At 67.9% G+C, this 13,679-nt stretch carries 15 protein-coding genes; 3 read left to right on the top strand and 12 right to left on the bottom strand.

The features are described 5' to 3' along the window. Positions 1 to 78 precede the first annotated feature (78 nt). Both QM774_RS06450 and QM774_RS06455 read right to left on the bottom strand, forming a co-directional pair. Positions 79 to 1,458, bottom strand: coding sequence for a glycine--tRNA ligase (locus tag QM774_RS06450; protein ID WP_414975088.1), 1,380 nt, complete (start codon positions 1,456 to 1,458; stop codon positions 79 to 81). A 375-nt stretch (positions 1,459 to 1,833) separates the two neighbouring features. Beyond that, entirely contained in the window at positions 1,834 to 1,959 is a 126-nt protein-coding gene (locus tag QM774_RS06455) for a hypothetical protein (RefSeq protein ID WP_414976671.1), read from the bottom strand. Positions 1,960 to 1,979: 20 nt separating this feature from the next. On the opposite strand from QM774_RS06455, the gene QM774_RS06460 reads away from it, so the two are divergent. After that, positions 1,980 to 2,390, top strand: a complete 411-nt coding sequence (locus QM774_RS06460; protein WP_414976608.1) for a Fur family transcriptional regulator — start codon at positions 1,980 to 1,982, stop codon at positions 2,388 to 2,390. Then, on the top strand, positions 2,387 to 2,740 hold the full coding sequence (locus QM774_RS06465; protein WP_414975089.1) for a hypothetical protein: 354 nt from the start codon (positions 2,387 to 2,389) through the stop codon (positions 2,738 to 2,740). The genes QM774_RS06460 and QM774_RS06465 overlap by 4 nt, the downstream gene beginning before the upstream one ends. A 19-nt stretch (positions 2,741 to 2,759) precedes the next feature. Here the strand turns inward: QM774_RS06465 and QM774_RS06470 are convergent, their stop codons facing one another. Continuing rightward, positions 2,760 to 3,644, bottom strand: a complete 885-nt coding sequence (locus QM774_RS06470; protein ID WP_414975090.1) for a hypothetical protein — start codon at positions 3,642 to 3,644, stop codon at positions 2,760 to 2,762. Positions 3,645 to 3,780: 136 nt separating this feature from the next. Here QM774_RS06470 and QM774_RS06475 point away from each other — a divergent pair, with 136 nt between their 5' ends. Beyond that, positions 3,781 to 4,218: a GNAT family N-acetyltransferase gene (locus QM774_RS06475; RefSeq protein ID WP_414975091.1), complete on the top strand. Its 438-nt coding sequence runs from the start codon at positions 3,781 to 3,783 to the stop codon at positions 4,216 to 4,218. 3 nt (positions 4,219 to 4,221) lie between these two features. Here QM774_RS06475 and QM774_RS06480 read toward each other — a convergent pair whose 3' ends face one another. The 9 genes from QM774_RS06480 to dnaJ all read right to left on the bottom strand — a co-directional run bounded on the left by QM774_RS06480 (position 4,222) and on the right by dnaJ (position 13,660). Then, positions 4,222 to 5,016, bottom strand: coding sequence for an isoprenyl transferase (locus QM774_RS06480; protein WP_414975092.1), 795 nt, complete (start codon positions 5,014 to 5,016; stop codon positions 4,222 to 4,224). Further along, positions 5,016 to 5,765 (bottom strand): DNA repair protein RecO, encoded by a 750-nt coding sequence (gene recO, locus QM774_RS06485; protein WP_414975093.1) that lies wholly within the window; start codon positions 5,763 to 5,765, stop codon positions 5,016 to 5,018. The genes QM774_RS06480 and recO overlap by 1 nt, the downstream gene beginning before the upstream one ends. A 75-nt stretch (positions 5,766 to 5,840) precedes the next feature. Further along, complete coding sequence (era, locus tag QM774_RS06490; RefSeq protein WP_414975094.1) at positions 5,841 to 6,758, bottom strand: GTPase Era; 918 nt, start codon at positions 6,756 to 6,758, stop codon at positions 5,841 to 5,843. Beyond that, positions 6,751 to 8,106 (bottom strand): hemolysin family protein, encoded by a 1,356-nt coding sequence (locus QM774_RS06495; protein WP_414975095.1) that lies wholly within the window; start codon positions 8,104 to 8,106, stop codon positions 6,751 to 6,753. Before QM774_RS06495 ends, era begins: the two co-directional genes overlap by 8 nt. Before the next feature lie 3 nt (positions 8,107 to 8,109). Next, positions 8,110 to 8,709 carry an rRNA maturation RNase YbeY gene (ybeY, locus tag QM774_RS06500; RefSeq protein ID WP_414975096.1) on the bottom strand — a complete coding sequence of 200 codons (600 nt, stop codon included), beginning with the start codon at positions 8,707 to 8,709 and terminating at the stop codon, positions 8,110 to 8,112. Continuing rightward, complete coding sequence (locus QM774_RS06505) at positions 8,706 to 10,850, bottom strand: PhoH family protein (protein WP_414975097.1); 2,145 nt, start codon at positions 10,848 to 10,850, stop codon at positions 8,706 to 8,708. Before QM774_RS06505 ends, ybeY begins: the two co-directional genes overlap by 4 nt. Before the next feature lie 145 nt (positions 10,851 to 10,995). Then, positions 10,996 to 11,778 (bottom strand): alpha/beta hydrolase family protein, encoded by a 783-nt coding sequence (locus QM774_RS06510; protein WP_414975098.1) that lies wholly within the window; start codon positions 11,776 to 11,778, stop codon positions 10,996 to 10,998. Next, positions 11,766 to 12,518: a 16S rRNA (uracil(1498)-N(3))-methyltransferase gene (locus QM774_RS06515; protein WP_414975099.1), complete on the bottom strand. Its 753-nt coding sequence runs from the start codon at positions 12,516 to 12,518 to the stop codon at positions 11,766 to 11,768. The genes QM774_RS06510 and QM774_RS06515 overlap by 13 nt, the downstream gene beginning before the upstream one ends. Then, positions 12,515 to 13,660 (bottom strand): molecular chaperone DnaJ, encoded by a 1,146-nt coding sequence (gene dnaJ, locus QM774_RS06520; RefSeq protein WP_414975100.1) that lies wholly within the window; start codon positions 13,658 to 13,660, stop codon positions 12,515 to 12,517. Before dnaJ ends, QM774_RS06515 begins: the two co-directional genes overlap by 4 nt. Positions 13,661 to 13,679 lie beyond the last annotated feature (19 nt).

Here is a 13,679-nt window from a genome sequence, read left to right on the forward strand (position 1 = left end):
TATCGGCGCCCCGAACAGCGCTTTTCCAGCACTGCGAGTGACGAGCGCGACCCCGACGGGTCGCGCCGCACACCCCGATCAGATGAGCTTGCCGGCCAGGTATTCGACGACCTTGTCCAGGGCGACGCGCTCCTGGGTCATGGTGTCGCGCTCACGGATGGTGACCGCCTTGTCGTCGAGGGTGTCGAAGTCGACGGTGATGCAGAACGGGGTGCCGATCTCGTCCTGGCGGCGGTAACGCTTGCCGATGCTCTGGGTGTCGTCGTAGTCGATGGTCCAGCGCTTGCGCAGGTCGTCGGCCAGAGCCTGCGCGGTGGGCGCGAGCTCTTCCTTCTTGGACAGCGGAAGCACGGCCGCCTTGATCGGCGCGAGGCGGCGGTCCAGTTTGAGGACGGTGCGGGCGTCGGTGCCGCCCTTGGCGTTCGGCACCTCTTCCTCGGTGTAGGCGTCACACAGGAACGCCATCATCGAACGGCCGAGGCCGGCGGCCGGCTCGATCACGTACGGGACGTAGCGTTCGCCGGTCGCCTGATCGAAGTAGCTGAGGTCCTCGCCCGAATGCTTCGAGTGGGTCGACAGGTCGTAGTCGGTGCGGTTCGCGATGCCTTCCAGCTCACCCCACGGGTTGCCGGCGAAACCGAACTTGTACTCCACGTCGGTGGTGCCCTTGGAGTAGTGGGACAGCTTCTCCTTCGGGTGCACGAACAGGCGCAGGTTCTCCGGATCGATACCCAGGTCGACGTACCAGTCGTGGCGGTTGTTGATCCAGTACTCGTGCCACTTCTCGTCGTCGCCCGGCTTGACGAAGAACTCCATCTCCATCTGCTCGAACTCGCGGGTGCGGAAGATGAAGTTGCCCGGCGTGATCTCGTTGCGGAAGCTCTTGCCGATCTGCGCGATACCGAACGGCGGCTTCTTGCGCGCGGTGGTCATCACGTTCTTGAAGTTGACGAAGATGCCCTGGGCGGTCTCCGGACGCAGGTAGTGCAGGCCTTCCTCGTCGGCGACCGGGCCCAGGAAGGTCTTCATCAGGCCGGAGAACTCGCGCGGCTCGGTCCAGTTGCCGGGCTGGCCGGTCTCGGGGTCCTTGATGTCGGCGAGGCCGTTCTCCGGCGGGTGGCCGTGCTTGGCTTCGTAGGCCTCGATCAGGTGGTCGGCACGGTACCGCTTGTGGGTGTACAGGGATTCGACCAGCGGGTCGCTGAAGACCTCGACATGGCCGGACGCCTCCCAGACCTGGCGGGGCAGGATGACGGACGAGTCGAGACCGACCACGTCGTCACGCGAGGTGACCATCGCCCGCCACCACTGGTCCTTGATGTTGTTCTTCAGCTCGACGCCGAGCGGCCCGTAGTCCCATGCGGAGCGCGTACCGCCGTAGATCTCACCGCACGGGAACACCAGACCGCGCCGCTTGGCGAGGTTGACGACGGCTTCGACTTTGGACTGCACGGCCACGGCTTACTGTTCTCCACTTTTCGAGGAAACGACATATCGGCCGCACCGATCGGTGCGGACTCCGCTACAGGGTATCGCCTGACCGGCACCGGCCCGAGCACGGCATCAGCAGACGTGACGCCACGCACGAAATCCATGCGTCATTCGCCAAATGAGAACCAGTACTAATAAGATGGACGGGACCGATGAAGGGAGCCCCGGTGACGCACGCCGACGCCGTATCCACCCGCCCGTCCGACGCCGACACCCGCGCCGCGAGTGATCTGCTGCGCGCCCTGGCCGCGCCGGCGCGCGTCGCGATCGTGCTGACCCTGAACGAGCGCGCGATGTGCGTTCACGAGCTGGTCGACGCACTGCATCTCAATCAGCCGCAGGTCAGTCAGCATTCTGAAGGTCCTGAAGACCTCCGGCGTCGTGGAGGGCCACCGCCGCGGCCGCGAGGTCGAGTACGCGCTGGTCGACGACCACCTCGCCCACATCGTCACCGATGCTCTCGCCCATGCGACGGAAGGACGTCCCTGATGACCACTCGCTCCACCCCTGTCACCGGTCAGCGCACCACACGTCAGCGTCTGGTGATCGCCGACGTTCTGACGCACTCCGACGACTTCCTGTCTGCCCAGCAACTGCACGACCAGTTGGTGGCCCGCGGAGAGTCCATCGGCCTGACCACCGTGTACCGGAATCTGCAGGCGCTCACCGACGCCGGTCAGGTGGACGCGATCTGGGACGGCAGCGGCGAGACCCGCTACCGCCATTGCTCGGACGGCCACCACCATCACCTGGTGTGCCGGGACTGCGGCACCACCGTGGAGGTGCAGGCCGAGCCGGTGGAACGCTGGGCGGATTCGATCGCCGCCGAGAACGGCTTCAGCGACATCTCCCACACCCTCGAGATCTTCGGCACCTGCGGCGACTGCGCACAGAAGTGACCAGCCCCGACGAGGTCCGCACGGCCATGCGTGCCGACCTGAGGACCGCGATGAAGGCCAAGGACAAGTCCACGGTCTCGGCACTGCGTACCGCCCTGGCAGCCATCGACAACGCCGAGAGCGTCGACGCCGGCGAATCGGCCACCACCAGCGCACATGTGGCCGGCGCAAGCCTCGGCGCCGGTTCGGCGGAGGCCGACCGCAAGCAGCTGTCGGCCGACGACGTCGCCGGGATCCTGCGCACCCAGGTCCTCGACCTCCAGCAGCAGGCCGAACAGTACGAGGCGCTCGGGCGCGACGACGCGGCTGCCGAGCTCCGGGCTCAGGCCGCCGTGATCGCCAGGTACTGACACCGCGAGAAAGTGGCGGTCAGGGCCACTCCGGGGGCAGATCGCCCCCGGACGAGCCATATCCGCCAGATCTGTGCAGCGCCGCGATGGCTCGTCTGCTCCGGATCCGGTGCCGGTCGGCCGAGGTGATCGCGTCGATGTCCGCTTCGGACGCGGCCCACCCGAACATCACGTCGCCGTAGGTGAGGCGCATCGGGATCCAGCCGTCGATGGTCGCCCTCCTGTCTCGGCGCCGATCGTTCCGGTAGGCGTCGCGATCCGAGTGGTACTGCTCGCCATCGCATTCGATCAGAAGCCTGCCGACGCGCAGGTCGACCCGCCCGACGCCGGCGATGCGTGGCTGGACCTCGACGTGGAATCCGCGCGCACGCAGCCGTACCCGCACCACACTCTCCGTACCCGACTGGGACCGGCGGTCCGTCTTGTCCAGGAGACGCCGCATGCGCGGGGAAAGGACACCGAGGGCCTCCTCGAGGTCTGCGATCCCGGTGCCCGTCGCATTGAAGTACGAGTCACAGGCGGCGATCCAGTCCTCGGCCTTCATGCACCGGGTCGCGCACGCCAACGCCACGGGCACCGGGTCCACGGCCTGTGTGACCGGCAGTCGTCGTCCGTCGGGCGCGCAGGACGGGCGATTGCCGTCGGCCGTACGCACGCGACGTACGTGCAGGCTGTCGTATCCCGGGGAGACCCACAATCCGTGCCAGCGCAGGACCGACACGCACGACAACGCGCCACTGGATCGGACCGCCGCCGCGACGTCTTGATCCGCGGACCCGATGGCGAACCATCCGTTGCGCAGCCGGGTCAAGTCGCCGGCTTCCAATGCCCGCCGGATGTCGTTCGCAGAATGTCCCAGGGCCAGCAGCTGGCGGCGGGCGAAGACCCCCGACTCTCGATTCACTTCTCTTGGACGCACAGCAGACGTGTCGGGTTCCCTGGCGCGCCGGGATCTCGCCAATCAGTGGCAGCCTGACGGTCTCCGAGGGCAGATCGCCCCCGGACAAGCCGCCACCGCCATTCTTTGACAGCATGACGATATGGAGATCACGACCCGCACCGGCGACGAACTGACCGCCGCCGACGTCTACGAGATCTGGCGGATCCGGGATGTGGTGTTCGCCGTCGAGCAGCAGTGCGACGAGCCGGACGTCGACGGCGTCGACCTGCGCCCCGACTGCACCCACCTGTGGTTCGCCGGCGACGACGGCCGGATCCAGTCGTACTTGCGCACCTTCGTCGCCGGCGGCGTCCGCAAGATCGGCCGGGTCGCAACGCTCAAAGAGGTGCGCGGCCAAGGTCTCTCCGGCGCGCTGCTCCGCGAAGTGATCAGCCGTTACGGCGATGAAGAACTGCGGATGGGCGCGCAGGCCTACCTCGAGAACTGGTACGCCTCGTTCGGCTTCGAGGTGTGCGGGGAACCGTTCGTCGAGGCCGGCATCGACCACGTCCCGATGCGCCGCCCGGCGAACCGCTGAGCGTCAGGCGCTGCCGAAGCGGCGGTCGCGTTTCGCGTACTCCAGGCACGCATCCCAGAGGTCTAGGCGGTCGAAGTCGGGGAACAGCTTCTCCTGAAACACGAACTCGGCGTAGGCGGACTGCCAGAGCAGGAAGTTGGAGATCCGCTGTTCACCGGACGGGCGCAGGAACAGGTCCACGTCGGGCATGTCCGGCTCGTCGAGGTACTTGGCGAACGTGCTCTCGGTAATCCGGTCCGGATTGATCTCACCGCGCGCAGCCCGCAGGGCGAGTTCGCGGGCGGCGTCGGCGATCTCGGCGCGACCGCCGTAGTTGACGCACATCGTCAGCGTCAGCACGTCGTTGTCCTTGGTCAGCTCCTCGGCGACCTCGAGTTCCTTGATGACGCTGCGCCACAGCCGGGGACGACGGCCCGCCCATCGGACGCGCACACCCATCTCGTTCATCTCGTCGCGGCGCCGTCGGATGACGTCCCGGTTGAAGCCCATCAAGAACTTGACCTCTTCGGGACTGCGGGACCAGTTCTCGGTGGAGAAGGCGTACGCCGACAGCCACTTGACGCCGATCTCGATGGACCCGCAGACCGCGTCCATCAGGACCTCCTCGCCCCGCTTGTGTCCCTCCGTGCGCGGCAGGCCTCGCTCCTGCGCCCACCGGCCGTTGCCATCCATGACGAGGGCGACGTGATTCGGCACGAACTCCGGCGGGATGGCCGGCGGCGTCGCACCGGACGGATGTGGATCCGGCGGGCGCACAGTCCTGCTGGCGGCCGGCCGGCCGCGGCTCATTCGTGCCATCAGCTCACCTTATGCGGCGCGCTGCGCTCGATCAGCGGGAGCGTCCGCAACTGCCGTTCCAGATGCCACTGCAGGTGGGCGGCGATCAGACCGGTCGCCTGGCGGCGCTGCGAATCCGACGACTGGGCGACGACGTCCCATTGGCCGTGGGCGAGCGCATCCATCAGCTCCAGCACCCCGACCGACGGTGTCGCCGCACCGGCCGGACGGCAGTACACGCACACCGCGCCGCCGGCGGCGACATGGAACGCGCGGTGCGGTCCGGGGCCGGCGCACCGGGCACACACGTCCAGGGCCGGCATCCAGCCGGCAGCACCCATGGCGCGCAGCAGAAAAGCATTGAGAATGAGCTGTCGGTCGCGGCGGTCCTCGGCGAGCGCGGTCAGTGCGCCGACGGTCAGCCGGTACAGCTGAAGGTCGGGGGCCCGTTCCTCACCGGCCAGGCGTTCGGCGGTCTCCAGCACCGCGCACGCGGTGGTGTAGCGGCCGTAGTCCTGCGACATCGCCTCACTGAACGGGTGCAGCGTGTGCACCTGCGTCACGATGTCGAGGTTGCGGCCCGGATAGAAGTTGACGTCGACGTGCGCGAACGGTTCCAGGCGGGCACCGAACTTGGACCTCGTCCGGCGGATCCCCTTCGCGACGGCCCGCACCAGGCCGTGCTGTGCGGTGAGGAACGTGATGATGCGGTCGGCCTCGCCCAGCTTGTGCTGACGGACCACCACCGCCTCGTCCTGATAGTTCCTCACCGAACCATTCTCGCACCACCCCGCCGTACGGCCGGTTCCGACGCGCCTATCGTCACGCTCAAGGAGCGGGGCGAGTCAGAACCCGAGGCGGCCCAGCTGTTTGGGGTCGCGCTGCCAGTCCTTCGCCACCTTCACGTGCAGGTCGAGATACACCTTGCAGCCGAGGAGCCGTTCGATCTGTCCGCGCGCGACCGTGCCGACCTCTTTCAGGCGGGCACCCTTCTTGCCGATCACGATGCCTTTCTGGCTGTCGCGTTCGACGAACAGGTTGGCGTGGACGTCGACCATCGGCGGCTCGGAGCCCTCCCGCGGGATGACCTCTTCGATGACGACGGCCAGCGAATGCGGCAACTCGTCGCGCACCCCTTCGAGGGCGGCTTCCCGGATGAATTCGGCCATCAGAACCTGTTCGGGCTCGTCGGTCAGTTCCCCGTCCGGGTAGAACGCGGGGCCCGGCTCGCAGAGCGAGACCAGCAGGTCGGTGAGGACGTTCAGCTGCTGACCGGACTTGGCCGAACAGGGCACCACTTCGGCGTCGTCGCCGAGGAGCTGCGACAGCTCCAGCAGCTGCGCGAGAACCTGATCGTGGCTCACCTTGTCGATCTTGGTGACGATCCCGACGATGGTGGTGCGCTTGGCGAGGGGCTTGATCTGCTCGATGATCCACTTGTCGCCGGGGCCGATGGCCTCATCGGCGGGGATGCACAGACAGATGATGTCCACTTCGGAATAGGTCTCGGCCACCAGCTCATTGAGCCGTTTGCCCAGCAGGGTGCGGGGGCGGTGCAGTCCCGGGGTGTCGACCAGGACGAGCTGCGCGTCGGGCCGGGTGACGATGCCGCGGATCGCGTGCCGTGTGGTCTGCGGACGGTTGGACGTGATGGCGATCTTGTCGCCGACGAGCGCATTGGTCAGCGTCGATTTGCCGGTGTTCGGCCGGCCCACGAAACAGATGAATCCGGAGCGGAACTCGCCGCCGTTCGGGTCAGTCATCGGTGCTCTCTCCCACGGTGGCGTCGGCCGGTTCCTCGGCACGTTTCTTCTTCTTGGCTTCGGCGGCGGCCGCCTCGTCGTCGGTCTCCCGGCGCACGACCACCGAGGTGATGCGTTGACGGCCGACCCGGTTCGGGCCGCCTTCGGCGGTCATCACCAGTCCGTGCGTCTTCACCCGGGTGCCGGGCAGCGGAACCCGCCCCAGTTTGAGGGCGAGCAGACCGCCGACGGTCTCGACCTCGTCATCGTCGATCTCGATGTCGTACAGCTCGCCGAGGTCTTCGACGGGCAGACGGGACGACACCCGGTACTCGTCGGCGCCCAGTTCTTCGACCGGCGCCACCTCGTCGGTGTCGTATTCGTCGGTGATCTCGCCGACGATCTCCTCGAGGATGTCCTCGATGGTGACCAGTCCGGCGATGCCGCCGTACTCGTCAACCAGCATCGCCATGTGGTTGTGGTCGGCCTGCATCTCTTCGAGGACGTCGTCGAGGCGTTTGGAGTCGGGAACGAACCAGGCGTCGCGCATCACGTCCTCGACGGTCAGGTCGGGCCGGTTCTGCAGGTACGGCAGCATGCGTTCGACGAGGTCTTTGAGATAGACCACGCCGCGCACGTCGTCCGGGTTCTCCCCGATCACCGGGATGCGCGAGTGCCCTGACCGAACGGCCAGGTTCAGCGCCTGCGTGGCGGACTTGTCGTCTTCGATCCAGATCATCTCCGGCCGCGGCACCATCACCTCGCGGGCGTTGGTCTCATCGAGTTCGAAGACGGACTGGATCATGCGACGTTCGTCGTCGTCCACCACGCCCTGCGACTGGGCGAGGTCGACGATCTCGCGGACCTCCACCTCGGTGGCGAAGGGTCCGTTGCGGAATCCCTTGCCCGGCGTCATGGCGTTGCCGAACAGGATCAGCAGGCGGGTCACCGGACGCAACAGCACCCCGACCGCGGACAGGAACGGTGCGGCGACCAGGGCGATCGAGTAGGCGTGCTGACGGCCGACGGTGCGCGGCCCGACACCGACGGCGACGAACGACACCACCGTCATCGCCAGGACGGCGACCGTGATGCCCCATCCCGTGCCGAGCGCGTCGACGGCGACGATCGCGACCAGCACGGTCGCGGCGGTCTCGCAGGCGACGCGCAGCAGAACGGTGAGCGCCAGGTAGACGGGGCGCTGGGCGATGACGGTCGCCAGCCGGCGGGCGCCACCCCGCTCGTCCTTGACCAGGTCGTCGACGCGGGCCGCGGACACGGTGGCCAGGGCACTGTCGACGGCGGCGAACAGGCCGGCCAGGACGGTCAGAAGTACGGCGACGACGAGGAACACGATGTCGCGGGACATCGATCAGCTCCCTGCGGTCGGTGAACCCGCGGCGCCGGGGCCGGGATCGGTATCGGTGTCGGTGGTGTCGGTGTCCGAGTGCAGGCCGACGTTGCGGAGCAGGCGGGCGTCCTTCTCCTCCTGCATCCGGGCGGCGGTGCGGTCGGCGCGGGCGTCGTACCAGTCCTGGAGTATCTGGTTCTGCAGCCCGAACATCTCCTTCTTCTCCTCCGGTTCGGCGTGATCGAAGCCGAGGAGGTGCAGCACGCCGTGCACGGTAAGGACGGCCAGTTCGTGCTCGTAGCTGTGGTTCTGCTTCTTGGCCTGGTCGGCGGCGAACTCGGGGCACAGCACGATGTCGCCGAGCATGGCGGGACCGGGCTCGGACGCGTCGGGACGCCCGCCGGGGGTGAGCTCGTCCATCGGGAAGCTCATCACGTCGGTCGGTCCGGGCAGATCCATCCACTGCATGTGCAGGTCGGCCATGGTGTCGTTGTCGACCAGCTGGATCGACAGTTCGGCGGCCGGATGCACGTCCATGCGTGCCATCGCGAACCGGGCGACCTCGATGATCTCGTCGTTCGGGGCGTCGACGCCCGACTCGTTGAACAGTTCGATCGTCATCGGCGACGTCCACCGGTGTTGATGCCGCCCGCTCGCTGCGCTCCCGGCGCGGGGTGCGTGGACGCGCGACGCTCCGCACGGTTGCCGGTCAGCTGCCCGTTCTCTTCGGCGCGCCCGTAGGCGTCGACGATGTCGGCGACCAGCCGGTGCCGCACGACGTCGGCACTGGTCAGTTCCGAGAAGTGGATGTCGTCGATCCCCTGCAGGATCCGTGCGGCGGCCCGCAGGCCGCTCTGGGCGCCACCGGGCAGGTCGATCTGGGTGATGTCACCGGTCACCACGATCTTCGAGTTGAAGCCGAGGCGGGTCAGGAACATCTTCATCTGCTCGCCGGTGGTGTTCTGGGCTTCGTCGAGGATGATGAACGCGTTGTTGAGCGTGTTGTGGGTCAGCAGGAAGTCCTCGGTGACGTACAGCGAATCGTCCGCAGCCACCTTGATGCAGACGGCTTCCTCGGTCCCTACATAGTCGATGCTCTCGACGTAGCGCTTAGGAGTCTTCACCGCCGATGCCTCGTACCGCTCTGCCTTTCGGGTGAGGCGGAACGGCATGACGTTCTCTGGCAGACGAATGTCGATGACGTACGCATTCGCGTTGTACGGAACCGGGCGACCTTTCGCCAACCCAGGCCTCCGCCCCTCGGCCGAGCGAGTACGCCAATACGCGACACCGCCCAGCGACTGAACGAGGAAGATCACGTCGTCCCTGAGTTCAGCGGAAGTGGTCGAGTACTGGACACGGCTGGTCCGTCCAGCCTGAACCACCGGGCCACCGTCCGTGTCGAGCAGCCCCTGCAGGACGGCAAGCCGAACATCGGACGAATTGATCAGATAACGGTTCGGGATGAACTTCGTCGCCGACTTCGTTCCCCACAAGCCGAGCCCACGCATGATCTCGCTCAACGGGTTCTTATCGCGCCCGGCGCCAGCTGCTCGCGTGATGACGTAGTCGATATCGGACTTGCGGCGCAGAACCACCCCCGGCACTGCCGCTTCCAATGCCGTAGCCAACTCCGGATCGGTCGTGGAGAACGACGGGGAGGTCCGCCCCGAGACGCACCCGTCTCCGAGGATGAGGCCGAGCGCGTACGGGTCCAACGGAACGTCGTGCCGACTGAATTGGACGGGCGCCGAGAGCATCGGAAGCTCATACCGGTGATAGTGAGCGGCCCGAAGGTTACCGATCATCTCCTTCGCCATCAACACACGAGGGCCCTTGTTTCTCCGCCGATCGCCGCGGGTATAGACCGCCCACAGGTGGTCCTCAGAGCAGAGCGTCGTCGCCCCGTCCTGAGCGGTGACTCGCACGATGCCCTTATAGCCCTGCGGATACACCCCGAGAACCTCGGTCGGTTTGCCGTCCGATCCGATCACCTCGTCGCCGACTTCGAGATCGCCGATCTTGCGGAAGCCCGCCGGCGTCAGCACATTCGTCGAGAGCGGCTGTGCTCGCCCCCGCATGTACGCCAGGGGTGCGACCTCGATGACCCCGGCCTCCATCAGCTTCGGAATGGCCTCCGGATCCAGCATGTCGTGCAGCGCGTCGTACAGCGGGCGTAGGTAGGGGTCGATCTTCTCGCTCAGCGATCCGGGCAGAAAGCCGAGACGCTCCCCGGCTTCGACGGCCGGACGGGTCAGGATGATCCGTTCGACATCCTTGCGCTGCAGTGCCTGGACCGCCTTGGCCATCGCCAGGTACGTCTTGCCGGTACCGGCGGGTCCCAGCCCGAACACGATGGTGTTCTTGTCGATCGCGTCGACGTAGTGCTTCTGGTTGAGGGTCTTCGGCCGGATCACCTTGCCGCGGCGCGACAGGATGTCCAGGCTCAGCACCGCGGCCGGCGACTCGGATTCGGCGGCGTCGGACAGGATCGACATCGATTCGCGCACCAGGTCCGGGCTGAGCGGGGTGCCGGTGCGGACGAGGGCGACGAGTTCGGCGATGACCCGCTCGGAGGCGGCCACGTCGGCCGACTGCCCGGTCAGGGTGATCTTGTTGCCGCGCACATGGATGTCGGCGGGCAGTTGCGATTCCAGGGTCCGCAGATTGACGTCGGCTGCTCCCAGCAGCCCGACCACCAGCTCGGGTGGAATCTCGACGCTCGACGTCGCGGTTCCACCGACGGGGTTTTCGTCACTCAACTAAAGGTCACTCCTGAAATATCGCGAATGGTCGATTGAGTCTATCCCGCACAACGCGCCGTCCGCCCCTCAGATTCCCGTCCCTTCGCCGGGGTCAGCCGGTCTCGAGTCCCAGGATGCGCCCAGTCTCAGGATGCGCCCAGTCTCAGGATGCGCCCAGTCCCAGGATGCGCACGGTGTCGTGGTGCGCCGGACTGCTGATGTCCAGGAAGGCGGCATGGTCGCCGGGAAGCTCGACGAGCTCGGCCCGCTGACCGCGGGCGCCGGCGCCGGCGACGTAGTCGCGGCTCACCCGGATCGGCACCGACTCGTCGTCGAGCGTGTGCTGGGCGACGACCAGCGCGTCGACGACCGGCGCGTGGGTCGGCGAGGCGGCCACATACCGCTGCGGGTCCTGCTCGTACGGCACCCCCATCAGGGTGACGACCGATTCCTTGTCGCGGGCGCCGGGAACCGTCAGGTCCAGGACCCCGGACTGCGAGACGACGGTGGTGACCGTCGACGCATCGGTGGCCGCACCCAGTCGCGCGACCGCCCACACCGCCAGGTGTCCGCCGGCCGAATGTCCGATGACGGTCACCGCGGCGCGGTCCACCCGCTGGCCCAGGACCGCGAGCTTCTCGGCGACCGGACCGTCGATCGCCTCGATCCCGGCGACGACGTCGTCACACGACACCGGCCAGCCACCGCCTTCTTCCAGACGGCGGTATTCGAGGTTCCAGACGACCGCGCCCCGGGAGGCGAGGTCGCGGGCGACCGCCGAGTAGACGACCAACGCATACTTCGTCGACCACGATCCTCCGTGCACCAGCACCACCAGCGGGGCGCGCTGCGCGGACGGCTGCGGCAGGTAGAGGTGCCCGTACTGGGACGGGGCCGGGCCGTACGGGATCTTGTGGCGGCGGGGCAGCGCCACTACATGGTCCACCGGTCGGTGACCGCGCCGAGAGCGCCCAGCGCGACGGCTCCGGCCGCCGCGGTGCGCAGCACTTCGGGTCCGAGAACGACGGTCTGTCCGCCCAGCGCGGTCAGGTCGGCGATCTCCTCGTCGGTCAGTCCGCCCTCCGGGCCGATCACGAACACGACCTCGTCGGCGCCGGTGAAATCGAGTGAGCGGAACGGGACCGCCCCGTCCTCGTGAAGGAGCGCGACCACGCCGCCGCCGGCGTGCACGCGGGCGCACACGTCCCGGACCTCGATGGTGGTCGAGAGGTCGTGCACCTCCGGGATCCAGGCCCGGCGCGCCTGTTTCGCGGCGGTCGCGGCCGCAGTGCGCCACTTGTCCACGCCCTTGGCGGCTTTGCTGCCCGACCAGCGGGCGATGGACCGCGCCGCCTGCCACGGCACGATCACGTCGACACCCGCCTCGGTCATCAGGTCGACGGCCAGTTCGGCCCGCTCGGACTTCGGCAGCGCCTGCACGACGGTGACCAGCGGGGCCGGTCGTGCGATGAACTCGACACGGCCTGCCCGGACGTCGAGCCGGTCCCTGGCGGACGTTCCGGTGACGGTGCACTCGGCCCGGTTGCCCTTTCCGTCGCCGAGGATCACCGGCTGCCCGGCCCGCAACCGGGTCACGGTCACCGCATGACGGCCCTCCGAGCCGGTGACCTGCGCATCCTCACCGGCGCGCGGGACCTCGTCGACCCAGAAGACCGGCGGGGTCATCGGCCCGCGAACGCGTTGCGGAGGCGGGAGAACAGTCCCCCGCTGGCGGCCTTGTTCGAGGCGCTGACGAGTTCGATCTCCTCGCCCGACGCCTCCTTCAACCGGCGCAGCAGATCGGCTTGCTCGCCGTCGACGTTCGACGGGGTGACGACCTCGAGGTGCGCGTGCAGGTCGCCGCGGGTGCCCGAGTTCAGGTGCGGCAGGCCCTGCCCCTTGATCTTCACGACGGTGCCCGACTGGGTGCCCGGCTCCACCGTCACCTGTGCCGTGCCGTCCAGGACCGTCGGCACGTCCAGGGAACCGCCGAGCGCGGCGTCGGCCATCGGGACGCGCAGCGTGCAGTGCAGGTCGTCGCGGTCACGGACGAAGACGTCGTGCTGCGCTTCACTGATCTCCACATACAGGTCGCCGGCCGGACCGCCGCCCGGGCCGACCTCGCCCTGTCCGGCCAGCCGGACGCGCATGCCGTCCTCGACGCCGGCCGGAATCTTGACGGTCAGGGTGCGGCGGGACCGGACACGGCCGTCGCCGCCGCACTTGAGGCAGGGGTCCGGGATGGTCTCGCCGACCCCATGGCATTCGGGGCATTCGCGCACCGACATCACCTGGCCGAGGAACGACCGCTGCACCGTCTGGATCTCACCGGCGCCCTTGCAGGTCTTGCAGGTGACGGGCGTGGAGTCGTCGCGGGTGCCCGCGCCCTGGCACACGTCGCACAGGATCGCGGTGTCGACGGTGATCTCCTTGGCGGCGCCTTCGGCGATCTCGTCGAGGTCCAGCGTCAAGCCGACCAGCGCCGGCTCACCCGGCCGGACGCGGCCGCGCGGGCCGCGGCTCCCGCCGAAGCCGCCGCCTCCGCCACCGAAGAAGGTGCTGAAGATGTCGCCGAGGCCGCCGCCGGCGAACGGGTCACCGAAACCGCCGGACGGCCCGCCGAGCGGGTCGCCGCCGGCGTCGACGATCCGTCGCTTGTCGGGGTCGGAGAGAACCTCGTACGCGGTCGTGACCTGCTTGAAGTGGTCTTCCTCGTCAGGGTTGACGTCGGGGTGGAGTTCCCGCGCCAGCTTGCGATAGGCGCGTTTGATCTCCTGGTCGGTGGCGCCCCGGCTCACGCCCAGGATGCCGTAGTAATCCGTAGCCACGGTGCGTTGCGTCCTTCGT

This window comes from Gordonia sp. (in: high G+C Gram-positive bacteria) (genome assembly GCF_047600565.1).
Lineage (GTDB): Bacteria > Actinomycetota > Actinomycetes > Mycobacteriales > Mycobacteriaceae > Gordonia.

What these genes read in the sequence shown, in the direction of transcription:
- QM774_RS06460 (WP_414976608.1), top strand. Translation starts at nt 1,980, where the DNA reads ATGACCACTCGCTCCACCCCTGTCACCGGTCAGCGCACCACACGTCAG.
- ybeY (WP_414975096.1), bottom strand. Translation starts at nt 8,709, where the DNA reads ATGACGATCGAACTGTTCAACGAGTCGGGCGTCGACGCCCCGAACGAC.
- QM774_RS06455 (WP_414976671.1), bottom strand. Translation starts at nt 1,959, where the DNA reads ATGGGCGAGAGCATCGGTGACGATGTGGGCGAGGTGGTCGTCGACCAG.
- era (WP_414975094.1), bottom strand. Translation starts at nt 6,758, where the DNA reads ATGACTGACCCGAACGGCGGCGAGTTCCGCTCCGGATTCATCTGTTTC.
- QM774_RS06480 (WP_414975092.1), bottom strand. Translation starts at nt 5,016, where the DNA reads ATGGCACGAATGAGCCGCGGCCGGCCGGCCGCCAGCAGGACTGTGCGC.
- QM774_RS06515 (WP_414975099.1), bottom strand. Translation starts at nt 12,518, where the DNA reads ATGACCCCGCCGGTCTTCTGGGTCGACGAGGTCCCGCGCGCCGGTGAG.
- QM774_RS06495 (WP_414975095.1), bottom strand. Translation starts at nt 8,106, where the DNA reads ATGTCCCGCGACATCGTGTTCCTCGTCGTCGCCGTACTTCTGACCGTC.
- QM774_RS06475 (WP_414975091.1), top strand. Translation starts at nt 3,781, where the DNA reads ATGGAGATCACGACCCGCACCGGCGACGAACTGACCGCCGCCGACGTC.